Consider the following 24,050-nt stretch of genomic DNA (forward strand, 5'->3'; position numbering starts at 1 on the left):
TCACGAAATAAACAATCTTGAGAACAAATACTCATGCTTCATAGAAGCAAGTTCTATACCTAACGCATTATTACTAATGTCAGCTTCCGTCAATGTAGAAACTAATTCCGCTGCTTCCGACACCCGTTCAATCAATTCATAAGTCGCCTGGACACCGGTAGTTTGTCCGAACGGCACCGCACGGACCGCATTTTGGACGAGTCCGTTAAGCGATGCAAACAAATACGTCATGACCGCATGATGTGCACTGACACCTGTAGTTGCACTGTAAATACCATAGAGAATGGCGTAATGTCCTTTAATCTCTTTCGAATCAATGCGATCTTTCCAGTCAACAAGAAAATCATCCGTCCCAAGTGGGGACACCGTTTTAATGAACTGTCTACCAAGTTTCACACTTGCTTCACGTGACTCCTTCGCAAGCTTGATTGCTCCGCATAATTGCTCCAAATAGAGAAGTCGCTCGATATCCTGTTCCTGAGCCGCACCATATGCTTCTTTGATCAAAATTGCATCCCCACGCACCAGGTTTTGAAAAAGAAACGATGTACAATAAGCGACCAAATCCTCTTTCGTCCGGATTACATCTTCCTGAATATACGTCTCCATGCCATACGTCTGCGTAAAGGACCCAATCGGAAACGCGGAATCATGAATTTGAATTAACCGTAAAAGGGCAAGATCAGTGAGAGTGTCCGCGGTACTTGAATGGTTGTTTAAATCGTCTTTCAGTTGTTTCATATGCGACACCCACTTCATCTAGCAATTTATTCAACGTATGATCTGCACGCACAATGACTTCATTTTCCTCAATTAATGCCGGTGTATGTCGGTTGCCTAGTTCGAAAGCCGTTTTACCCATTTCCGTCATGTTTTTTGGGCTAATCACGATAACCGGCTCCATCTTTGTGCGAACGGCAATCCGACGTGCGTTATCCTCGAATAAGACATCACCATATTGTAACGGCTGATGATCGTGATGATGATGATGATCATCGTGGTCATGATGCTCGTGGTCATCATGGTGTTCCTGTTGTTCAAGTGATAATGCTATATCTGTACCTTGATCTGTTTCTTTGCGCAGAATGCGTTTACTCAACTCTTCCCAGTCAAGCTCAATCCACTCTGTCTTTTTACCGGCAATCTCTTCTTCCGTTCCGATGTTACCAATGACTTTAGTTATAAGCATTCAGAATTCTCCTTTTCAGCATGTTCAAACAGGACGAGGTCAAAATAGCTGTGCAATTTTTGGCCAGCCATTTCGACCTTTCCTATTGATCACATTCGGTAATTTTCAGCAATTAAAACAAGAAGTAACGTTGTGCCATCGGGAGAACGCTTACCGGTTCACATGTAGCAAGTACGCCATCAATTTTCACTTCATACGTTTCAGGATTAACGTCAATTTCCGGCGTTTCACTATTATGTTTCATGTCTGCTTTACCAATGTTCCGGCAGTTTTTAACAGTGCCAATCATTTTCTTAAGGCCTAGTTTCTCAGGAAGGCCTTCTTCCACTGCAATTTTCGGAAGGAACGTCATTGCTGCATGTTGCGGAGCTTGTCCGTGGAAACCGAACATACGGCGCCCCATCATCGGTTGTGGTGTTGGAATAGATGCGTTTGGATCACCAGTAATTGCGTAAACAGCAATTCCGCCTTTAATAACGACTTCTGCCTTCACACCGAAAAATGCGGGGTCCCAAAGAATAATATCCGCCAGTTTCCCTTCTTCAATTGAACCAACTTCATGGCTGATTCCGTGTGCAATCGCCGGGTTAATATTTAATTTTGAAATATAACGTTTTACGCGGAAGTTATCATTGTCTTTTTCCTCGTCTTGCGGAAGTGGACCGCGTTGCATCTTCATTTTGTTGGCTGTTTGGAACGTACGCATTGTTACTTCACCCACTCGCCCCATCGCCTGTGAATCGGATGACATAATACTTAGAATACCAAGATCTTGCATAATATCTTCTGCAGCGATTGTTTCAGGACGAATACGTGAATCTGCGAACGCTACATCTTCAGGTACATCGTGTTTCAAATGGTGACATACCATAAGCATATCTAAATGTTCATCGATTGTATTTGTCGTAAATGGTTTTGTTGGATTCGTCGATGCCGGCAAGATATTTGGGTATGCAGCCAATTTCAGTTGGTCCGGCGCATGCCCTCCGCCTGCTCCCTCTGTATGGAAAATATGAATAACACGACCGTTAATCGCCTCGATTGTATTTTCAACGAAGCCCGCTTCATTGAGCGTGTCAGAGTGAAGTGCGACTTGAATATCGTATTCATCTGCAACTGTAAGACTCTGATCAAGAGCATCTGGAGTCGCACCCCAGTCTTCATGAATTTTCATGCCAATTGCACCTGCGCGGACTTGTTCAATAATTGGTTCCGTCGTAGATGCGCTCCCTTTTCCAAGTAACCCAACGTTGATCGGTAAGTCTTCAACCGCTTGTAGCATCCGGTGAAGATGCCACTCGCCGGCCGTCAAACTCGTTGCCTTCGAACCTGCGGCTGGACCTGTTCCACCACCGATGAATGTAGTCGTACCCGCGTTGAGTGCGGTTTCAACTTGCTGAGGACTAATGAAATGAATATGCGTATCGACAGCACCCGCTGTTGCGATCAATCCTTCACCCGCATATACTTCTGTTCCTACACCGATGATCATATCCTGATCTACACCATCCATCGAAAGCGGATTTCCTGCTTTTCCGACACCGATGATACGACCATCTTTAATACCAATATCTGCTTTTACAATACCTGAATGGTCAATAATCATAATGTTCGTAATGACTGTATCGAGAACACCTTCAGCGCGAACGTTTTTACCGTTTTGACCCATCGATACGCGAAGTGATTTTCCTCCACCGAAAACACCTTCATCACCGTATGTTGTATAATCTTTTTCAATTTCAATCCAAAGATCCGTATCAGCAAGACGCACTTTATCGCCTACTGTCGGACCGAACATTTTGGCATATTGTTCGTGTGTTACTTTCATTTATCCTCGGCTCCTTTAAATCCTGCTTCTGCTGCTCTATCTAAAATTTCGTCCTTATTATGCGTCGAACCTTCCGTCAAATTATTCAGTCCGAACACGTGACGTTTTCCGCCGAACTCAACTAATTCAACTTCCTTCTCTTCGCCCGGTTCAAAACGCACAGCGGTACCAGACGGGATATTCAAATGCATACCAACAGAGTGTTCACGGTCGAATTCAAGGTATTTATTAACTTCAATGAAATGGAAATGAGATCCGACTTGTATCGGACGATCGCCGGTGTTCGCAACGCGTACCAATTTCACGGGGCGTCCGGCATTTATTTCAATCATACCTTCAGCTGTTCTAATTTCTCCTGGAATCATTGTTAAAGCCTCCTATTATTGAATTGGACGGTGGACCGTCACAAGTTTTGTTCCGTCTGGGAATGTACACTCCATCTGCACATCACTGATCATATCGCCAACGCCTTCCATTACATCCTCAACCGTAAGCACTTGTTTCCCTTCGCTCATCAGTTGCGCAACAGTCTTGCCATCACGCGCGCCTTCCATAATGTAGTGGCAAATTAGTGCGATAGCTTCCGGATAATTCAACTTAACTCCGCGTTCCTTACGCTTAATTGCAAGCTCTCCTGCAACATGCAACAGCAATTTTTCCTGTTCAACCGGTGATAATTTCAACTCAAAGCACCTCTTTTTTTAATTAATAAAAAAACCAAACCTTTCAGGATTCAGAAAATTGACGCAACTAACGTTCTCATTACTTCTTTTAATTTAATTTGCATGAATATGCCATTTTGGACAACCGTCCAGTAGATCGGGCTTGCGGAATATACCGAAGAATGTCGTTGACTGAACTATTATATCGGGTTATGGTTTTTTTCAACTTAGGACCGCATTATGGTTTCCACGCTGTCAACTCAACGGATGTATAAATGCTTTATACGACATCAAGAGGTTGTCCGACGGGGTTGTTTGCCAAATTAAATTAAAATCCATAGCTTTTTTTCTCCTTTTTGAAAACAACATTGGTGTCATTTAATTCTACATATACCATCATTTGTATTATTTCCTTTTGTATACATTGTGTTCATATAATTTTTCTTTGGATATTAATGTTAAGATACTATTATGAAGGATTAATTGATGTAGCTAAACGTAATCCGTTCCAGAACACCCTTTATCAGAGTCATATTCTCACCATGGAAATGTATATAAAAGTGTTGTTGGAATACCAGAAGCACCTATCCAGCTTGGAAAAAGAGATAGATGCTTCGGCAAAAGATATTGCAGAATATAAGATTATCCAATCAATTCCGGGCATCGGAGAAAAGATCGCGGCAACGATTATTTCCGAAATCGGTGAGATTGATCGGTTTAATCATCCAAAGAAACTGGTTGCGTTCGCTGGAATAGATCCGAGTATCTTTGAATCCGGCAGGTGGACAGTCACGAGTTTTACACCATCTGGAAACGTCGCTTCTACTTGCACATCGTGAATCATATCGGCCACGCCTTCCATGACATCTTCGACCGTTAAAATCGTTGCACCATATTCCATTAACTCTGCAACGGTTTTACCGTCACGGGCTCCTTCTAAAATTTCATGCGTAATCAAGGAAACTGCTTCCGGGTGATTCAGCTTCAGTCCTCGTTCTTTTCGACGCCTTGCCAAATCAGCTGCCACAACAATTAATAATTTTTCTTGTTCTCTAGGCAACAAATGCATACAAATTTATCCATTTCTTCACAATAAATTACTTTGATTTTTTCCAGCTAAATAATATATGATTAGCTCATCCATCAATTTCCATATACATCAATTTTTATACATGAACTTTTAATTCTTTATTTAATTTATTAAAGGGCTAGTTGTATAATCAAATGCAACAACTTAAAAGATGAAAGGTCACAGATAAACCGTAGATGATTAAGTCGACTAATGGACTAACCTAAATAACGAAACAATATAAAACACCTTCGATATGGGTATACTTCAAAAAAGTATTTAAATCGGAGGTATTTTTGCGTGGGCAAAAATGTATATTCAAGTGAAATCAAATGGGCTGTTGTAAAAGAAAATATGAGGCGTTACTAACACTGACAGAACGAAAAACACGTAAAGAAATCATCGTGAAAATCGATGCGAAAGCGAGTGAGGCAGTGACGAAAGCGATGACAAAAATCCAAAAACACTATGGTTCTCTTTTTTCTTCCGTTTTCAAAACCATCACCTCCGACAATGGGTCTGAGTTTGCGGAATTAAGCCTTTCACTCAAAAGAGAGAAGATTGAAGACTACTTCACTCATCCATATACTTCTAGTGAACAGGCACGAATGAGCATCATAATGGGTTGATTCGTCGATTTATTCTCAAGCAAAATGTATATCCATCGTCATATTACGGTTTTAATAGGGTTTCATCTATTGTTGCATTTAATATTGCATTTTAGGAAATTTATTAAAGGAGCTTTTTTATGCAAAAACATCTAACTGCAAGCAATGTGCTTACCATGTTTTCCGCTTCATTAAAAGGGATCTCGCAAGTTCTATTAATTGAAAATGCCATAACCGGTCTTATTGTGCTTGTAGCCATTTCTCTCTATTCCGTCCCCTTAAGCATCATGACCTTCATCTCCTCGTTTATCGGTACAGTTACCGCAAAAATAGGCGGGGCCGACGAAAAACTGATTTCTCAAGGTTTATTCAGCTTCAACTCAGCTCTCTCCGGTTTAGCAACGGTGATTTTTTTAGAAGGAAATCATCTTTGGATCATCGCATTGTTCAGTGCCGTGATAGCTGCCATATTCACAGCAGGGATGATGCATTTAACAAAACCATTTGATGTCCCTTCTCTTACCTTTCCTTACATCATTTTTACCTGGTTTTTACTGACTGCTTCACATCGTTTACAGTTTTTCGAAGTGATTAATTCTCTCGTTCCGCAAGGTCTGGCTTATTGGCATTTGGATATCTCTGGTCCCGTTGATTTGATAAGCGGCTTTACGAAAAGTTTTGGACAAATATATTTCCTTGATAATATTTGGAGCGGTCTTCTCATTCTAGCCGGCATTTTTTTTGCTAGCAAAAGACTCGGTATACTCGCTATATATGCAACCATTATTTCCTTGCTGGCTGCTTATTACTTAGGAAGCGAACACTCTTTAATGAATTCTGGATTATACGGATATAATGCCATATTAACTATTTTTGCGGTTTCGGACGTTTTTCATAACAACAAGAAATTAGTTCCTATTTCTGGTTTGCTTGCAGCGGTAATATCTGTGCTAATCACTGCAAGTCTGGATAGCTTTTTACTGCCCTATGGTCTGCCGCCCCTCACTATGCCGTTCGTCTTAAGCACATGGCTGTTTTTATTTGCCCGAAAACTAATGCCTAAGCTTTAAACATTGAAGTTGCCCCAAAGTCCTATATTCTAGGGTCCTGGGGCAGCTTCGCATGCCCATCAACCTAAGTTAAAATCATATCCCCAAAACGTATAACACTATGCTTATCATATGAATTTTACGAGGTAGGGTGATGTTGTTAGACGAAAGATGTCATTTCGGAAGAAATCAAACTTTTTATACAAGAACTACAACATTTTTTATCACCGACCGTCCTAGAAAAAATGTCGAAAGAAACTGGTTTTGTCAGGCGAGATAATTAGTATCAGCGAATAGCTTATAGCCCTTTGAGTCTGTTCGGTAGGAAGTCGCGAGTACAACGAAATGTCATCAGCTGACATGGCACAGCTGAAGAGTAAGTTAGAGTACGGTGAAATGATTGAGGTTTCGGAGGCATACATTGGGAAAATCAGTAGCTCGGGGCACCCGTCATCATCTATCGTTTAACAAATGAACAAACGCAAACACGTCCGAAAAATCAATCTGTGCATGAGAAAATGAAAGGCAATATCCTAGCGTAAATGGGCTTATTTGGGGTTCTCACACTGAACCTTAAACATAGTATTATTACCATTGATAAAATGAATGGCATGCAATTCAAATTAATTACGTCCGGTTATTGAAAAAGCTGAATAATAATTATTAATCCAGGGAATTACTCAAGAGGAATATTTCTAAAAGGAGGAATATAATGTCTTTCGAAAACGAACTAGAAAAAATCGAATTAGAACCTGTATTTGAGGAACGGCTTTATGAACGATACGAATTTACGGTCACAGTTCGAGGTGATGAATTTAAGGGGCATTTTCACAATGAGGAAATTCAATGGCTTCAACCACACCCGAGACAAATGCTAGGTGACGATAAAACCGATACTTTAGAAAAAAGCATCTATAAGCTGATGAACGAACATCGTACGGCTAGCGAAGGAAAAGACGTCGAACTTACCCTAGCATTTGAGGGAAAATTGCACGAACGTCTACAATTTACAATCCAAATTCAAGGGGAAGAATATAAAGGCTTTGTCCATGAAGGGGAAATACAGTGGTTCCATCCTCATCCTCAACAAGAGCTTAAAAATGAACACGTCCAAGCAATCGAGGTAGATATTCATGAAAAGGTAGCCGATCAAGAAAAAGAATAACAGAGACCCGTATATTCAGAAGTTCGTCTGTTCTTTTTCACAAAAAGCTCTCACGCTATTTATTTTTTCTGCCATCCGGCATATCCATGGTTTTCTCCAACAACTGAGTGATTCTTTAGCTTTCTTCGTACCAATCATTTCTAAGTCAAATCCATTTTTAATAAATACTTGAGAAGGACCTTTACCGCTCTGATTTTCTTAGACAGCTGATACTTTAAATTCAGGTTTATATTGGACAGCGCAATCTGAAACTGAGTTTACATTAGGATTCGTTTCTAATAATCTACTTTGGTGTTCATTGAAAAGAATTTTACTTATTGAATACACTCCTGTCAGGATATTTAACTTCAGTATACCTAAGCTTTTAGACAGAAAAAACCCCAAATGATAGACACTTTTATAAAAGTGTCTACCATTTGGGGTTCAGTTCTTTTAATATAAAGGCAGCTTTTTTTATAACTAAACAGCACACGTTAGTTCAATATGGCTATGTTAACTTATTCTATCTTCACGGATGGATTTAAAAAGTCTTGTAGGCTGCATGCACGGTAGGTTAACATAACACCGATTTTGAGAAGTATTTTTCTTCAAATTAAAGACCAACCATACTATTAGAAGTACGGAACCCCTAAATTCACAATCTGCAAAAAAAAGAAGATCAGATTTCGCCGACCTTCACAATGTTCTTGTAATACTTAACTTGCGATACATCGCTATTACCTTTATATTCTCTCGTTTCCGCATCTCATTCCTCAACACTGGGATTTTGAATTGTTTCTCCATTTCAGTCATTAAACCGGCCAGTAGAATATCTTTTCTTGGTTGATCTGCATGGATGATTCTATCATACTCCCTTTGATAATCTAAAAGTGATTTCTTGGCCATCATTATCTGTCCCCTTTAGCTACTTCTCTTTTGGCACGAATTAGTGTGCTTCTAGAAATCCCTGTAATTTCTCCTACTTGCGTATAGGAATTCACTTTCAATAGCTGTAAACGTGTGCTACTTGCTTTTTAGTGATTTTCTTCGGTCTACCTTCACGGAAATCAGGATTTTGCTTCGCAATGGTTTTACCCTCTGCGGACGATTCGCTATAGTTCTAGTGAATTTCTCTTAATAGGATAATATAAGGTCTTTTTTTCGTGTACCAATTTAAGCCCCTCCTTCTGTTTTTTTAAGATTCATTTCTATATTTATTATATCACTGCTGTTCCGTAACTAATTACTGAGCTCCCCAATTGAATTCCCTTATTTTGATTGCTAAAAACGGTCTAATAATATCTTTTGGGCTGCACTACAGTTAAATCTGCACAGACACTCTTTACTCACTTTCCCACCAGTCATCACTTCGTATAGCATTGGGAATGAAAGCTCTTTATTTAACAATTGTAATCGGGCAATTCACATGCTTCATTACTTTGTGACTAACGCTACCGAGTACCATTTCTTGAATAGTATTTAAGCCACGACTCCCGATGACAAGTTGGTCAATTTCTTTTGAATTCACATACTTTATTATTTCTTGACTTGGATTCCCTTTTAACATGGTAATCTTCGTCCTTACTCCGACGTCTTTTGCTAATTCTATAATAGGAAGCACTTTTTGCTCGCGTTTTAATGTTAAGCTCTCTGGACTTTGGGATAATAGCCTCTCATCTCTCGCCTTATTAAAATCCGCTACATAAATAACTTCTAAATGCGCGTCAGGTAAGTATTGGACGAGCGTAATGGCATGTTTTACTGCACGTAAAGCATTTTCAGACCCATCAATTGCTACAGCAATCTTCATGTAGTTTCCTCCCCTATGTTAGCCGTTTATACAATTGTTCACTTGAAGAATTTAATCCTTCAATCTGTACCTTCACACCTTTTTGCTCAAGCTTTTGTTTCACTTTATATATTGCACCTACTGCCGATTCATCCCACAGCTGACTATTTTCAAAATTAATGACGATTTCATTTTCTGAAACGTTGTCGAATGACTGAATAAATTTTGTAGTTGACGCAAAAAATAAAGGACCTTTCACCTTATATTCATCAAAATCATGCGTTACTGTTACACGAGAAACCTTTGCGACAAAGAATAGCGCACTTAATATAACACCAATAACAACACCAATCGCTAAATTATGTGTATATAAAATAATCGCAACTGTAATGAGCATTACAAGTGATTCCGATTTAGGCGCTTGTTTCAAAAACTTAAACGAACCCCAATTAAATGTTGTAATACTAATCATAATCATCACCCCGACAAGAACGGGCATCGGAATTTTGATAACTACATCTCCTAAAACGATAATTAAAAACATTAGAAATACACCCGCTGTAAATGTCGATAAGCGGCCTCGTCCACCTGATTTAATATTTATGATTGATTGACCAATCAAAGCACAACCTGCCATCCCACCAAAAAAACCAGTGATAAAGTTGGCAATCCCTTGTCCACGTGCTTCTTTATTTTTATTACTCGACGTATCAGTCATATCATCTAATACTTGGGATGTCAGTAAGGATTCCAATAAACCGACTATCGATAAAGCCAAAGAGTAAGGTAAAATAATTTTTAACGTTTCAAAGTTAAGAGGAATATCTGGAAAGAAAAAAACCGGTAATGAATTTGGCATTGTCCCCAGATCACCTATTGTCTGTAACTTCACACCACTGATAAGCGCAATACAAGTCATAACGACAATCGCAATAAGAGGTGCAGGAATAGCCGTGAAAAATCGTGGAATCGCGTACACTAAAATTAATGTAACAACCGCAAATATATAGGTCAGACTGTTTGCCCCAAGTAAATATGGCATTTGCGTAATAAAAATCATAATCCCTAGTGCATTCACAAATCCAAGCATTACGGAGTTTGGGATGAAGCGCATTAAATTCGCAACACCGAATCCTCCGAGTATTAATTGGATAATACCTGTTAAAATTGTAGCTGCAAGGACATATTGTAGACCATGATCCGCCATTAAGCTGACAAGCACTAAAGCCATCGCACCTGTCGCAGCTGAAATTAAACCAGGTCTGCCACCTACAAACGAAATAATGACCGCAATTGTAAACGAAGCATATAACGCGACTCGTGGATCTACACCCACGATGAACGCAAAAGCCAAGGCTTCAGGAATGAGTGCCAGCCCTACAACAATGCCTGCTAAAATATCGGCACGCACATTCCCAAACCACTGTTGTTTTAAAGTATTCATACTGTTCCCCTCTCATGATGTCTAAAATTACAAAAAAGCTTATACCAATGTTAGAATATTAATATCTTATCATTTTTAGTCCCATAAGTGAATAGTTTTGGGAAGTTAGGAGCGGAGAAATGAAATACGGATATATCCGACCAATTGTCTTGGATCAACATTGCACCCATCAATTAAATGACCTTTTCATCGATACATTATTTAAAGAGACACATGGACTTGCAAGGAAAAGAGCAGAACTTGAACACTTATTAATGACTGTCCAAAAACATGACGAACTGTTCATCCAAAATATTGTAGTATTAGCTGATTCCCTTCAGCAGTTATTAGATATATTACGATTAGCAGAACGAGATCAAATCACCATTCACTTCGTCGATGAACAATTAACCAATCAAACGATACAAAAAGCTTCACTACTTCAAAGTGCTACTTTTTTTTCGAATTTACAATCTAAATTTCTAAGCCATTCTTCTACATTTACGCTACAAGCTGCTAAACATCAGGGAAAATCGGTTGGTCGTCCCCGAAAATCAGATGACAATTTACAGCTGGCTTTTGCAATGTATGATAGTAAGACTTATACGCTATATGACATAAAAGAAGCGACTGGAATTAGTAAGTCTACTTTATATCGTTATTTGGATGATCGCTCTACATTTTTACCCGATGAGAAAGAGTATTAGAATCAAAGCAAAATCTCTTGTACCCTCATAAGGAACTTAATTTTTGCGTAAGTGTTCTCGATTCGTTGGTTGCCACGCTTTTTCTTATAGGATATTTCTGCTCAGACGATGACAACGTTCAAATAAATAGCCACTATCACGAGCAACACCAAAGTCATCTTCATCATCGTTAACCGAGAAAGGAACTTTTCCATATTCCATGCTTGATAGTAACAGGTCTGCGAATAGGGGCATTGTGAACCACATTAACCTAGCCAGTCTCTTATTTTCCCACTGTTGAATTCGATTGCCGATGAAATAGATAGTCACAGTCTACGACACACGCATACTTCCGTACTTGCGGACCGGTGTGGGTTTCATGGCTAGACTCGTTCACAAGAGCGATAGGACAACGACAGATATATATTTGCACGTTACTAAAGAACGAAGACGTGAAGCATCCCCGAAATTCGGTTCTCTTATGAGGACGCAAAAAACCAATCAGGATATATATAACTGATTGGTTACATATGCTTGTATTCACACCCAAATTATGTCACGGCATCAGAATAAAAAAAATCCCTCAAAACCATTGATACCATAAGGCTTCAATTTCAATTTCACTACTATATGAATTGTAGCAGATATCCGTTCACCTTTATTTATATTTGTGTTAAAACCCCTATGGAACAGGCTTAAGAATGACTCGACTTGATTAGTTCTGTACTGTTTTATATGGCTTTATATAACTCAAGACATCATTGCATCATTAAATCTCTTTATTCAAAGTTAAATGGAATTATTGTATTCTAGAGCTGACCAAGAATTATCGTCAATAATCGTTAAATTTTATTTACAGTGGATTATTAGTTCCTTTTCTTCCGATAACTACATATACATACAAAGAACGACTACACATAAGAAAGTATAGTTAGTTCAAATCTGAACCTGTACATTCTTATTCTGTGAGCCGCGTCGGTAAAATAATCAGTTGACGTTCCAATAGATCCTCGATTATTGCTGATACTCTACTAGATGCAGAAGTTCTGAAACTTTTAACAACCCACCCCACAGCAATAAATTCTAACAAAAGGATCCTTATTAATCACATCTGAAACCCCCTAGCTACTTTTCTATTCTGTATGGTAGGGAATAAGACGTTATTAACGATGGGTTCTTTATTCATTTTTGGAGTTTTTCCTAGATTTCAATTGGGGCTTCTTACTTGTATCTAATTGGTTTTTGTTGACATTTAACTCCTTTAATCTATAGTAGCAGGAAATATTTTCATCTGAATATTCCCTGCCCCACTTCATATAGACTTTTATATAGTAATCTTAATTTGCAAAAACCAATTGTACCCAAAAGTATAACAATGTCAACGTTACGATTGTTGTTATGGGTATGACAATCAGCGATACGCTTAAATAATCTTTCCAAGTAACTTTAATCTTATTTCTTCTTAAGATACTCATCCAGATTAGGGAAGCAAGTGTACCAATAGGTAACAGTAATGATCCCATATCGCTACCTATAATATTTGCAAGATAGATAGTCTTTAATGTGATTGGATCCAGCCCCATTTCAGTTAAGGTGATTGTTCCAATCATTAATGCCGGGTGATTATTAAAGATATTCGAAAGGATTGAAACTAGACCTCCCATGATAAAACTCGCTTGAAGTAATCCTTGATTTACAATTGGTTCACACCATTGCACTAACAATGCTGTAAGTCCCACATTATGCAGACCATAAATAATCACATACATTGAGAAAGCAAAAATTAAAATGTGCCAAGGCGTTTTTTTCAAGATATCCACTGGGTTAGTCCGTAAATGATACCATCTCCACAAAAGCAGGCTGGCCGATCCAAGCACCGCGACAATTTCAATGGGTATATTGACAAAAGAGGCGACAAAAAGAAGGCAACGCATTACAAAGACAAACATCAATATCTTCATCATAAATTTTGTACGTTTTTGTTTTGTTTCAACAGAAATTTTTGTTTTCAAAGGGTGGAAATTTTTAGTGAAAAAGGCTTCTTCTATTTCCACGGCAGAATTAGGCAGTTTTTTCGGTAGTTTACTCCTTACTACCATATACATCAAACCCGACATAAACAACAATCCTATTGTTGCTGGGACAAACATCATAGCCGTATGCATCCATAGTGACATTTGAACAATTTCCAAAGCGATCAAGTTGACGATATTACTTACGCCGATTGGCGCACTGGACGCAGTTGCAATGAGGGCTCCACTTAACAGATAGGGTATTTGTTGATGGGGTTTAAGTTGAAGATTTTTGAGTAATAGAATTAAGATAGGCGTTGTAATTAAGATACTCCCATCATTATTAAACAAGAGTGTCATCAAAAAACATAACAACTGGATATACCAATATAGACGGTGACCTGAACCCTTCGATAAATTAGCAAGTCTTGCAGCTGCCCAGTGGAAAAAACCGAAACTCTCTAGTATGACAGCCATGACAATCGTAGCCATGATGGTTATGGATGCCCCACCAATTTTATCGATGATATCCACAACGTCTGCTTGCGATACTATTCCTGTTAGTAGAATTATGGCTGCACCAATCGATGCCGGCCATGCCTCATTCATTCCTCTAGGCCTCCAAAATATGACTAGCATAGTCGTTAAGAAAACCAAACTGGTGATACCAATTTGAAAACTCATACATATACATTTCCTTTCTTTTTTTTGTTTGTCCGTTTCCTTGATATAGCTATCCTTTCTTTTTTTGTTTGTCCGTTTCCTTGTATGTATATTCACTTCAATTTATTAGAATCGGGATGTATGTCCAAACCCATTGAAATATATATTTTTTAATCTGCAGAATTTCCCCATTAAAATGGACAACTGTTCGGAGCGTCGATTTCATGCTTTCAAAACATATATGTAGATGAAGAATAACTACTTAGAGATCTTGTCCCAAATAAAATAGACTGTCGATAGTTTCTCGTCAGCCTGAAAAGGGTTACTCTTCTTCCTATTTCATCATAAAAGCGAAACTCAGATTAACCGCCGTTGGTATTAACAGAATGTACCACGGATTTACACCCCACGTATTGTCTTAACATGGTCAATGTTTAGAAAAACAACATTCTCTCTAGCTGTTTGAATCTCAACAATTTGATCTTCGACATTATTTACTTTCCCTATGAAACTTTTATTCCCATCAGTATTAATTACAACAATTTTATTTTTGAACTTTTCAACTTGAGCTTCAAAATTGCTTGCTAAAGGATCATTATTCGATTGTAAGTTAATGGTTTGGTTATCCACTTCGTAAGGTCTTTCATTTTGAGCATAAGGAATTAGCCACTTCAGATGATTTAATGAAATATACATCGTTTTATATACGGGAGATTGGAATACGAAATAATTATTCATGATACCCGAAATATAACCATGCAGGGGCTGACCTCCCGTGACATAGATTTCAATATACTTACCTTTCGCTTGTGTAAGAACCTCTCCGAAAGATAAATTTTCTTTATTTTCTCCGGTAGTGATACTAGGAAACCCTATAGGTTCCTCTATTTCATTTTCATTATCATGATCAACCTTGAAGTTTTGGATATGATTTAATGGAATGTAGACAAAATCTGTCCCGTTAAAAAGCACAATCGTATCGCTTCCTAAATCAATAACAGTACCATGAATTATTTTTTTCCCAGAAACTTCGATTTGCAAAACTTGCTTGATAAGGCTTTGAATAATCTTATTCAAGTCCATTCCTCCTTCTTAAATTACTATTGAAATCCCATTAAAAATAGACTGAACAAACTATGGTGATTTTTATGCCTAGCAATTATTTTCAAAAGGCATCCAATTCACTTATAGAGCCGTCAGTCTTTAAATTCATGATACATCTTTCCTGCGTACTTCATTAAAGCAAGGTACTGCTCTTCGTCTGGTAGATTTATTTGTTTCTCAGCTATATGAAAGCAATTTGTTTCAGCATGCTTCATTAGGGCAAAATATTGTTTTTCTAACATTTCTTTTTCTTTTTTGGGGTTAATATGAGTTGTGGGTAGTCGGTGGGCAGATGTTCCAGCGGAGACAGGCTCTTCTTCTAAATTCACGCAATCCCAGTTTGGATACTGATCATTTAACGGTTGGATTGATGAATTAATAGGCTCAGAAAGATGTTCCCTCTCTACGGTGACTTCCCCACAAACTGGTAATTCATATTCCTTATCGAAAGTTTTATGATTTGCAATTGTATGTTGATCATTACTTACGATACTCCATGCGGATAGCAGTAATCTTTTTTTAATACATTTTACCCTTGATTGTGTGGAAACTAATTGCTTTTCCCAACTAACTTGATTACTTGATTCCAATACACCTGTATGATCCTCTTCAGGCAAAAATTCATTATTTTTTTTCAATAGATCATGTTTAACCAACCGCGATGAAGCTTTGGGATTTTCTTTAGTAACATTTTCAAATTCAGTTCCCTTATCAGCTGAATCTTCTATAAGAGGGTCATCCAGACCTTTTGTTGGTTTAGTTTCGTTTATTGTTTGAGTTTGTTCGATGACCACTTGCTCCTCAACCTGACATACTTGCATTTCTACAACTGAGGAGTCACTCTGTTCCATTGGTTCATCATCTGTATGAACAATGAAGCCCTGAATAGCTGTTTCTTGAGTGATGCCTTCACGTCGCTCAATTTCTGAATCACTATTCAATATTTTTTGTTTAAGCGTTTTTAATAATAAAGCGTAGATTTCCACTCTAGTTTTCGGATCAACTTCTGGCTGTTCACTAATAACATTTTTTTCTTCCGTTACCCCTTCAGTAGACATCTTCAAAATAGGAGCTTCTACAGCTATTATGCGCTCAATTTCTTTTGTTTTTTGTGTATGATCACTGGTAATCTGTTCTTCAATAAGAGGGTCATCCAGACCTTTTGTTGGTTTAGTTTCGTTTATTGTTTGAGTTTGTTCGATGACCACTTGCTCCTCAACCTGACATACTTGTATTTCTACAACTGAGGAGTCACTCTGTTCCAATGATTCATCATCTATATGAACAGTGAAGCCCTGAATAGCTGTTTCTTGAATGATGCCTTCACGTCGCTCAATTTCTGTTTCCCTATTCAATAATTTTTGTTTAAGCATTTTTAATAATGAAGCGTAGATTTCCACTCTATTTTTAGGATCAACTTCTGGCTGTTCACTAATAACATTTTTTTCTTCCGTTACCTCTTCAGTAGACATCTTCAAAATAGGAACTTCTACAGCTATTATGCGCTCAATTTCTTTTGTTTTTTGTGTATGATCACTGGTAATCTGTTCTTCAATTTGACAATCTTTCATTTCCAATTCTTCCTGTTTTTTAATTAAGAAAATCTGTTCTTCGGATATATTGGATATATAGGATTTAGGGATATTTAGGATTTCCGAGTTATTTATTAAAGTAACATAATCATCGGATATTCTGCTTAACACCCCGAAAAGTGCCCGGTCGCTCAAATTATTAATGGATACCCAGTTATATCTTAATGCCTTCAATACATCTGCTAAATAATTTTTGTCGACATAATGAATAATTTTAGAAGAAATATATAAATCCTTAGCATTTTTTGAAAGAGCCTGAATGTGTTGGAGTGCGAAATAAAAAACGTTTTGGTTCACCTCAACAACAATGTGGTCTTGTTTAACATCTAGCAAAATCCCTTTTATAAACTGATTGTCAATTTGTAAAATACTAATTTCCTTATTGATAAGGCCGCCTAATGCTTTTTGAAACTTTTGCTCATTCAATTTCATGGCCCTCCTTTATAGAATAGCGCCGCTTCTAACTTACAGAAGCGACGAATGTAGTAAAAATTAATTTATTCTTTTACTTCGAGTCTTTTGATTTATTATTATCTTTTCCTTGATTACTACCCTCTTCTGCTTTCGCTTTTTCAAGCTTGACTCCGTAGCTTATGTTACGGATGTGAAACAGGGAAACACGAATTATTTCTTCATTAGCGACAATTGTTATAAAATCATCAGCAACAATGTCCATTATTCCCTCTAGTGTTTCTGGTCCCCCGCGGTTAATTTTTACCCATCGAAGTGTTAATTTCCCCAATACACCCTTAAAGTCTTTAGCTTGAATGTACGTAAAGTTTTCTGGAATTTCAACGTCGAGTTGCACTTGATCTTTTGCATTATAAGTTAGGCTTTTGATGTGCTGTGTATTGTAATAAATAATTCCTTCGTCGGCGTTTAGCAAAGTAATGTAATCCTCTTCAACTGCCAGCAACTTACCGACACGTGATTCAGGTCCTCCTCTATCGACTTTAATCACTCTATCAACTAGCGAGTGTATCATTTCCGTATTCATAAATCTCCAACCCCCCTTTTATAGTCTCCTGCTATCTATATGTATCGTGGGTTAGTCTAGTGATGGTCAAAAGCCCAGTTTAGAATAATGGGTCAAGTACAAAAGTCTTTAATTTCAAATTTGGGTAAGCCATTATATAGAAGAAAGCACAAAAGGACCCCTAAGTTGCCGCAGAATCATTCGGTAAATCATACTTAGCTCTCGAAAATTGAGGTGATAGATTCAAACTAAGCGAACACTCTTGGTTATCAAGTGGGTTCGCTTAGTTTCTTTTATATTGGGCTAATCATAATTAGGTGGTGGATAGGCAACATAGTAGACTCTATTTTGTATTAGGTAGATTGCCGACACAGTAAAAGTATTATTGAATACACTGATACTAGACTAAAAAAAAGGTGGGATATAAATGGCAAAGAAAAAGAAAGGTAGAGCTAGTCGTTCTTCATCGTCAGGCTCGTCGTCATCACATTCTTCATCGTCAAGATCGTCGTCATCACGTTCTTCATCGTCAAGATCGTCGTCACCACGTTCTTCATCGTCAAGATCGTCGTCGTCACGTTCTTCATCGTCAGGCTCGTCGTCATCACGTCGTAAAAGTCGTCGTTAACTATCCAAAATAAATAAACTAACTACTTTCGCTTGATCATTCACTCATTGATCAAGCGGAAGTTGTTATCATCATCAAACAATAGTTGGCATATCACTTGATAAGCGGATTGAATAATAGAAAGGAAAGAGGTTTATGCCCTATCTAATTCCATCTTATTCTTTAAAAATCGATGAAGAAAATTTAGAAGAATTACGGGGAGATTTATGGAACAATGAACCTGTTCCTGCCGATTTGATAGTGGAGGGTGTCACCTATGATATCGACATTGCCTATCGGGGCTCTTATACACGAAAATTTCGTAAAAGATCTTATCGGATTGAGTTCATAGATCCAAAAACATTTTCCGGGGCCCGTGAAATTCATCTAAACGCTGAGTACAAAGATCCCTCTTTCATCCGAAATAAGCTTTCTTTCGACTTCTTCCATGACCTCGGTGTTTTAGCACCACAAAGTCAACATATTAATTTATCCCGCAACGGCTCTCATAAAGGTGTCTATCTACAATTGGAATCCGTTGATGAATTTTTCTTGAAAAAGAGAGGTCTTCCAATGGGTCCTATTTTTTATGCAGTGAACAATAATGCCAACTTTTCCTTGATGAGAGATGAAAAGATGAAAGCGTCGCTTCTTTCAGGTTATCAACAAGCGTTTGGAAAACAATCGGACAATGACATCCTCCAAGAACTTATTGTTAAAATAAACACCATACCACTTTCTGATTTCTCTAATGAAATTTCCCAGTATATTAATATTGATACTTTTTCACGCTGGCTCGTAGGAGCTGTATGCACAATGAATAATGATGGATTCACCCACAACTTTGCGTTATACCATAATAGTGAGACAGGTTTGTTTGAAATCATTCCTTGGGACTATGATGCAACTTGGGGTAGAAGAATCAACGGAGGAATCATGTCGGCCAATTACGTTCCAATTGAAGGTAAGAAGAACAATCATCTCCTCTACCTTCTTATGCGCGTCCCAGCATTTCGTAAACTTTATAGAAATATCTTGGAAGAAGTTTTGGATACTAAATTTACAGTTGACTATATGGAAAGTAAAACAGTTGCACTACATGAGGCCTTACGACCACACATCCTTCTTGACCCTTACAAAAAGAAGGCTATAGATATATTCAACAGCGAACCCGATTTCATCTATCAATTCATTCGTGATCGCAACAGCTTTTTGAAAAAACAATTAGTGAATTTCAAATAAACGATCAATATATTTATCGTCCTTTATTCGATAAATATATTGATCGAAAACCGCAGAAAGGAGATAGTTTGGTGTTACCAATATGTATAAAAGATACTGAAAAGTACGGTAGAGGGGTATTTGCTACACGCGATATTAAAACTGGTGAACTCATTGAGGTATCACCTGTTTTAACATCAAGTAAAGATGACTGGAAGTATCTAAAGAAGACAGTACTGGATGATTACTGCTTCTCTTGGGGTGACAATGACGAACATACAGCAATTGCTCTTGGATATGGATCGCTTTATAACCACTCTTATACTCCAAACGCAATGTTTACTAATAATATAGACAATCTGTCAATCGACTTCTATGCAATTTCTGATATTGATGGTGGCCAGGAAATCACTGTCAATTACAATGAAGATTCTGAAGATAAATCACCATTATGGTTCGATGTTATAGATTAATAATTTTAGGGTTACACATGATAACAACTTGTGTAACTCTTTTCTTTTCAAAATGAACAGTGCATACTTCAATATTCGACATGCTTTGAATTTGCACTGACTGTTGCTGCAGCCTTCCTTATTACCGCAATTGTCCTGTTTAGTTCATCCTCAAAATTCCCGATTCCTCCAAGTTCAACAACGAGGAGAGAAGAATCGAGATCCTGATTGTATTTCCCATCTAATTTTCGTTTCTAATATTTCTATTCCTTCTTTTAGAAACACACCCGTTAGTCTGACTCCAGCGACCACGGTGCGTCGCTCCCTTACAGGAAGCATTCATGGGAGATTAATCCTACGGAGGCATGATTTTAAATCGATAACACTTTACAGAGAATAGTGAGAACTAAAAAAAAGGTTAAATATTTATTTTGAGGCAAGCATACAGGTATATCTAGATTGTAAAGGTATAATTTACCTCGAAAAAAATGCAGTTCCTGGTATTGGAACTGCATTTTTCATGATTATTTATTCTTGTTTTTTTTACCATAAGTAGTTACTTGTACATTCTCGTCGCCCCGAATTTCAACATTGCTTCCTTCAATAATCACTTCTTTAACTTTCGTACCTTTAAAGTCGATGATTGTAGCAGCGTCTTTTTTCGGCTTAATTTCTACTGTTGTATTTTCAAACCCTTCCCCATGGAATTCTGCATATTCACCTGTGAACACAACACCATTTTTAATGTTTGATGCTGCATCGAGTGAAACTGATACACTTGGATCATGAATCATTAGTTTTCCAGTATAGTAATCCTGATAATCATATACTTTTTCAGGAGTAATCGTTTCTTCATCTGTTTCTTCATTTGTTTCTTCTTCCGTTTCGTTATTTACTGTAGTAACGAATTCCATATCCCAGTAAATATCAGAACTTGTCGGACGGTCTTGATGAACTTCTGCAGCTAAAACGTTTGTACCCTCAACTAGGTGAGCTAAATCTTCTGCATCTAATGTAAATGTTTCATATCTACTTTCATCCGCAACATTTGATCCTCTTAAATCTGATAAATATTTGTCATAACCAATTTCGCCTTCAGGTAAGTTATGTCTGCCAATTTCTTGACCATTCAAGTAAAGAATAACACTATCGTCAATCCCGAAATTAATGTTAGCCATGTCACCAATCTTAGATAAATCTTCTACTTCAAATGTTGTTCTGAAATAGTAAGTTGGAATTTTATTACTTGAGTCTGGACCATAGCCAATCACTGTATTCACACTACCGAACATTGGACGATTTTCTGATGCTGAGTATCCAAGTGGTGCTAATCCACCCTTCCAGTTACTATCATCGAAATCTGGCGCTCTCCATGCTGTGCCTTGATTCGATCCATCCTCAAGATATTTCCAGGTACTCCATTTTTCAAAAATAGTTTGTTCTGCATGCTCAACGATTTCAAGAGTTAGCTTCTCTGTCGTGAATTTCTTCCCTTTACTTCCCACTTCTGCCCACACCTGCACTTCACCAGGCTTAACATCTGCTTCAACGGTTACTTTTCCATCTTGAGAAATAGAAAGTTGACCTTCTGGATTTGTTTTATACGTAATGTCATCGTAAGTAACATCGTACACGCCACCATTAACATTTTCACCTGTTACGTTGAGTGTAACTTCTGGATAGAATGTGGATGGTTCTGTTAGAACTACATTACCCGATGATTCGAGAGAAACGGACTCAAGCGACGGAAGCACAATTTCAATTGAAGGATCTTTTACAATTTTATACGCATCTGTTACTTCCATTGTATCTACGCGATAAGTCATAAATTCTAAACTAGTTGGAGTTACTTCGATATTCGTAAATGTAGGCGTTCTTAATTGTGCTCTTTCAGCTGAATAAAATTCAGGTTCTTTTAAAGTATAATATTTACTACCACTTGAAGAGTTTGCAGTTAAAAATAAAGTACCGTCTGGATTAATGACACTTCCATCCTCGCCAATCATTTGACTTTTAAGTGGTTGAAGATTCTTCATTTGATAGGTTCTTACGTAAGAATGATCATGTCCCGATAATACGGCATCTATATCTAATTCATCAATCGTTGGAACAAGGTCCTCTCTAAATTTAATAATGCTTGATGATAGAGAATGGTTTGCTGCACTATACATGGAATGGTGAAATACAACAATCTTCCATTTTACATCTGGATTTGCCGCAACTGTTTCTTTCATAAATTGAGCATGTTCAGTTGCGTTTTTGTTATTTGAATTCAAGTTCATGATAAGCGTATCGCCATGTGTGAAATAATAATCTCCACCAGCACTATTTGAATTGCCTAGTTCTGGATTTTGATTTGGCGTATTAAAATGATATTCATAGGTTTTAGAGGTATCATGGTTACCAATTGTTGTTGCAGTAGGATATTGTTTCAGTTTTTCTGGTGCAAAATATCCTGTGTACTCTTCTTCAGAGTCTGCTTTATTTACTTGATCCCCTGCTGATTGTATAAAGCTCGTATTCGGAAATTTTTCAATTGCTTTATTTAACGTGTTTACCCATCCAGCTGTGTCACTAGGAATATTACCTGATGAACCTATTTGTGGGTCCCCAGTGAATAGGAAATTATATGAATCTGTTTCCTGCGTATTAAAGCTATACGTTTCTGACCATTTTCCATTGCCATCGCCTAAACGATAGACGTATTCTGATGAACCTTCAATATCTGTAATCGTTGCTTCATTCGCTTGGTATCCTGAAGATGCTTCTGCTAGAGTCGCTTCTACTAATTTTGTGTTTTCGAGATTGCCATCTACTACCTTCGCATATTCAATCACACCCGGTACATCCGTTTTTGGAGAATACCAAGAGAAATTGCGTGCTGTTTCATCTGCCCCTGGAGCAAAAGAAATATAAGATGCATCATAGACAGCTGGGTCCACATAGATTGATTTAAATTCCATGTCGAAAAATACATCCGAGCTAGATGGTCTGTCCTGATGTACTTCAACAGCAAGTACATTCGTACCCTCTACGATGTAGGACATTTGATCTGCAGTTATATTAAATGTTTTATCGTTGTTTTCATCTGCATCGTTAAATCCAAAATCCTGAACGTAATCGTCAAATTTAATCTCTTGATCTTCAGGAAGATTAAATCTGGCAATCTCATTTCCATTTAGATAAATAATAGCACCATCATCTATACCTGCTGTGATTAAACCTGAAGTACTGATTTCAGATAAATCTTCCACTTCAAATGTCGTTCTGAAATAGGATGTTGCATGCTTGTTACCTGAATCGCTACCATATTCAATAATTGTAGCAATATTACCAAATGTACCGTGATCCTCACTTGCGGGATAGCCTAATGGTGCAACTCCGCTTTTCCATTCGCCATCATTTAAATCCTTTTCCTTCCATGCCGTACCTTGATCCGTTCCATCATCAAGATATTTCCAGGCGCTTGCTCTTTCTAGTAAAAGCTGGTTTGACTGTGCTTCAGCTTCTTCTGCTGCGGCTGTTCCTACAAATGGACTTAAGTTTGAAAGTACCATTAATAATACGAGGACAACTGAAAAAAAACGAGGCAATGATTTGTTTTCCTTCATTACAGATACCATGCTTCCAACACTCCATTCTATTATTTTTCCGGTCCGAGATTAGTCGGAACGTACGCCTGTAACATTAATGGAGTATTGTTAAAAATTTGTTCGTTAAATGTTAAGTTTTCGTAAAAGTCTAATAATCAGGAATTTATTCCTTAGTACTGAATCTAGTACTAAAGTAAAAGGTGAATTGATTATTTAATAATAGATTTACTAACAAATACTAGTGAACCCAAGTAACAATTTATCAGAAAAGGTCTTTCATCAGTTCAATAAACTGATGAAAGACCTTTTCTGATAAGTTTTTTCCGCAGAATAAAGATTAGTTTTTCCATTACACTATCTGTTACTGATTCCACACTATATAA

The 24,050-nt window shown here is 37.6% G+C and carries 21 protein-coding genes and 3 pseudogenes; 8 read left to right on the forward strand and 16 right to left on the reverse strand.

Going from position 1 to position 24,050, the window contains the following annotated elements:
* The 5 genes from AC1TO4_RS10480 to ureA all read right to left on the reverse strand — a co-directional run bounded on the left by AC1TO4_RS10480 (position 1) and on the right by ureA (position 3,700).
* Positions 1-741: an urease accessory protein UreF gene (locus tag AC1TO4_RS10480; protein WP_482105270.1), complete on the reverse strand. Its 741-nt coding sequence runs from the start codon at positions 739-741 to the stop codon at positions 1-3.
* Positions 683-1,189, reverse strand: coding sequence for an urease accessory protein UreE (locus AC1TO4_RS10485; protein ID WP_482105271.1), 507 nt, complete (start codon positions 1,187-1,189; stop codon positions 683-685). The genes AC1TO4_RS10480 and AC1TO4_RS10485 overlap by 59 nt, the downstream gene beginning before the upstream one ends.
* Positions 1,190-1,301: 112 nt before the next feature.
* The gene (gene ureC / locus AC1TO4_RS10490; protein WP_482105272.1) at positions 1,302-3,017 is read right to left on the reverse strand and encodes an urease subunit alpha; all 1,716 of its coding nucleotides are present in this window, start codon (positions 3,015-3,017) and stop codon (positions 1,302-1,304) included.
* Positions 3,014-3,382 (reverse strand): urease subunit beta, encoded by a 369-nt coding sequence (locus tag AC1TO4_RS10495; protein ID WP_482105273.1) that lies wholly within the window; start codon positions 3,380-3,382, stop codon positions 3,014-3,016. The genes ureC and AC1TO4_RS10495 overlap by 4 nt, the downstream gene beginning before the upstream one ends.
* 15 nt (positions 3,383-3,397) lie before the next feature.
* The gene (ureA, locus tag AC1TO4_RS10500) at positions 3,398-3,700 is read right to left on the reverse strand and encodes an urease subunit gamma (RefSeq protein WP_482105274.1); all 303 of its coding nucleotides are present in this window, start codon (positions 3,698-3,700) and stop codon (positions 3,398-3,400) included.
* Between the two features lie 470 nt (positions 3,701-4,170).
* Here ureA and AC1TO4_RS10505 point away from each other — a divergent pair.
* A pseudogene (locus tag AC1TO4_RS10505) lies at positions 4,171-4,473 on the forward strand (transposase); the annotation flags it as partial.
* Here AC1TO4_RS10505 and AC1TO4_RS10510 read toward each other — a convergent pair.
* On the reverse strand, positions 4,401-4,748 hold the full coding sequence (locus AC1TO4_RS10510; protein ID WP_482105275.1) for an urease subunit gamma: 348 nt from the start codon (positions 4,746-4,748) through the stop codon (positions 4,401-4,403). The pseudogene AC1TO4_RS10505 and the gene AC1TO4_RS10510 overlap by 73 nt on opposite strands.
* Before the next feature lie 344 nt (positions 4,749-5,092).
* Between AC1TO4_RS10510 and AC1TO4_RS10515 the strand changes: the two are divergent.
* The 4 genes and pseudogenes from AC1TO4_RS10515 to AC1TO4_RS10530 all read left to right on the forward strand — a co-directional run.
* Positions 5,093-5,397 (forward strand): annotated as a pseudogene (locus AC1TO4_RS10515) (IS30 family transposase); the annotation flags it as partial.
* Positions 5,398-5,496: 99 nt separating this feature from the next.
* Positions 5,497-6,426, forward strand: coding sequence for an urea transporter (locus tag AC1TO4_RS10520; protein ID WP_482105276.1), 930 nt, complete (start codon positions 5,497-5,499; stop codon positions 6,424-6,426).
* Positions 6,427-6,750: 324 nt separating this feature from the next.
* Complete coding sequence (locus AC1TO4_RS10525) at positions 6,751-6,873, forward strand: hypothetical protein (protein ID WP_482105277.1); 123 nt, start codon at positions 6,751-6,753, stop codon at positions 6,871-6,873.
* A gap of 244 nt (positions 6,874-7,117) precedes the next feature.
* Positions 7,118-7,570 carry a hypothetical protein gene (locus tag AC1TO4_RS10530; protein WP_482105278.1) on the forward strand — a complete coding sequence of 151 codons (453 nt, stop codon included), beginning with the start codon at positions 7,118-7,120 and terminating at the stop codon, positions 7,568-7,570.
* Positions 7,571-8,245: 675 nt separating this feature from the next.
* Here the strand turns inward: AC1TO4_RS10530 and AC1TO4_RS10535 are convergent.
* The 4 genes and pseudogenes from AC1TO4_RS10535 to AC1TO4_RS10550 all read right to left on the reverse strand — a co-directional run bounded on the left by AC1TO4_RS10535 (position 8,246) and on the right by AC1TO4_RS10550 (position 10,782).
* Complete coding sequence (locus tag AC1TO4_RS10535; protein ID WP_482105279.1) at positions 8,246-8,458, reverse strand: hypothetical protein; 213 nt, start codon at positions 8,456-8,458, stop codon at positions 8,246-8,248.
* Positions 8,458-8,660, reverse strand: a pseudogene (locus AC1TO4_RS10540) (recombinase family protein); the annotation flags it as partial. The pseudogene AC1TO4_RS10540 and the gene AC1TO4_RS10535, both read right to left, overlap by 1 nt.
* 285 nt (positions 8,661-8,945) lie before the next feature.
* On the reverse strand, positions 8,946-9,359 hold the full coding sequence (locus AC1TO4_RS10545; protein WP_482105280.1) for a universal stress protein: 414 nt from the start codon (positions 9,357-9,359) through the stop codon (positions 8,946-8,948).
* A 13-nt stretch (positions 9,360-9,372) separates the two neighbouring features.
* A complete protein-coding gene (locus AC1TO4_RS10550; protein WP_482105281.1) occupies positions 9,373-10,782 on the reverse strand; it encodes a SulP family inorganic anion transporter in 1,410 nt (469 codons plus the stop codon).
* Between the two features lie 119 nt (positions 10,783-10,901).
* On the opposite strand from AC1TO4_RS10550, the gene AC1TO4_RS10555 reads away from it, so the two are divergent.
* Positions 10,902-11,468, forward strand: coding sequence for a recombinase family protein (locus tag AC1TO4_RS10555; protein ID WP_482105282.1), 567 nt, complete (start codon positions 10,902-10,904; stop codon positions 11,466-11,468).
* A gap of 84 nt (positions 11,469-11,552) precedes the next feature.
* Here the strand turns inward: AC1TO4_RS10555 and AC1TO4_RS10560 are convergent, their stop codons facing one another.
* The 5 genes from AC1TO4_RS10560 to AC1TO4_RS10580 form a co-directional block, all read right to left on the reverse strand.
* A complete protein-coding gene (locus AC1TO4_RS10560) occupies positions 11,553-11,777 on the reverse strand; it encodes a hypothetical protein (RefSeq protein WP_482105283.1) in 225 nt (74 codons plus the stop codon).
* 1,007 nt (positions 11,778-12,784) lie between these two features.
* Positions 12,785-14,143 carry an arsenic transporter gene (locus AC1TO4_RS10565; RefSeq protein WP_482105284.1) on the reverse strand — a complete coding sequence of 453 codons (1,359 nt, stop codon included), beginning with the start codon at positions 14,141-14,143 and terminating at the stop codon, positions 12,785-12,787.
* A 378-nt stretch (positions 14,144-14,521) separates the two neighbouring features.
* Positions 14,522-15,199: an LSm family protein gene (locus AC1TO4_RS10570; protein ID WP_482105285.1), complete on the reverse strand. Its 678-nt coding sequence runs from the start codon at positions 15,197-15,199 to the stop codon at positions 14,522-14,524.
* Positions 15,200-15,318: 119 nt separating this feature from the next.
* A complete protein-coding gene (locus tag AC1TO4_RS10575) occupies positions 15,319-17,244 on the reverse strand; it encodes a DUF2642 domain-containing protein (protein WP_482105286.1) in 1,926 nt (641 codons plus the stop codon).
* Positions 17,245-17,323: 79 nt separating this feature from the next.
* Positions 17,324-17,815 carry a hypothetical protein gene (locus AC1TO4_RS10580; protein ID WP_482100783.1) on the reverse strand — a complete coding sequence of 164 codons (492 nt, stop codon included), beginning with the start codon at positions 17,813-17,815 and terminating at the stop codon, positions 17,324-17,326.
* Positions 17,816-18,557: 742 nt separating this feature from the next.
* On the opposite strand from AC1TO4_RS10580, the gene AC1TO4_RS10585 reads away from it, so the two are divergent.
* Together AC1TO4_RS10585 and AC1TO4_RS10590 are read left to right on the forward strand one after the other, a co-directional pair.
* Positions 18,558-19,643 (forward strand): CotH kinase family protein, encoded by a 1,086-nt coding sequence (locus AC1TO4_RS10585; protein ID WP_482105287.1) that lies wholly within the window; start codon positions 18,558-18,560, stop codon positions 19,641-19,643.
* A 71-nt stretch (positions 19,644-19,714) separates the two neighbouring features.
* Positions 19,715-20,095: an SET domain-containing protein gene (locus tag AC1TO4_RS10590; protein ID WP_482105288.1), complete on the forward strand. Its 381-nt coding sequence runs from the start codon at positions 19,715-19,717 to the stop codon at positions 20,093-20,095.
* A 503-nt stretch (positions 20,096-20,598) separates the two neighbouring features.
* Here AC1TO4_RS10590 and AC1TO4_RS10595 read toward each other — a convergent pair.
* The gene (locus tag AC1TO4_RS10595) at positions 20,599-23,697 is read right to left on the reverse strand and encodes a purple acid phosphatase family protein (protein WP_482105289.1); all 3,099 of its coding nucleotides are present in this window, start codon (positions 23,695-23,697) and stop codon (positions 20,599-20,601) included.
* Between the last annotated feature and the right edge of the window lie 353 nt (positions 23,698-24,050).

The sequence above is a fragment of the Sporosarcina sp. Y838 genome (genome assembly GCF_056786515.1).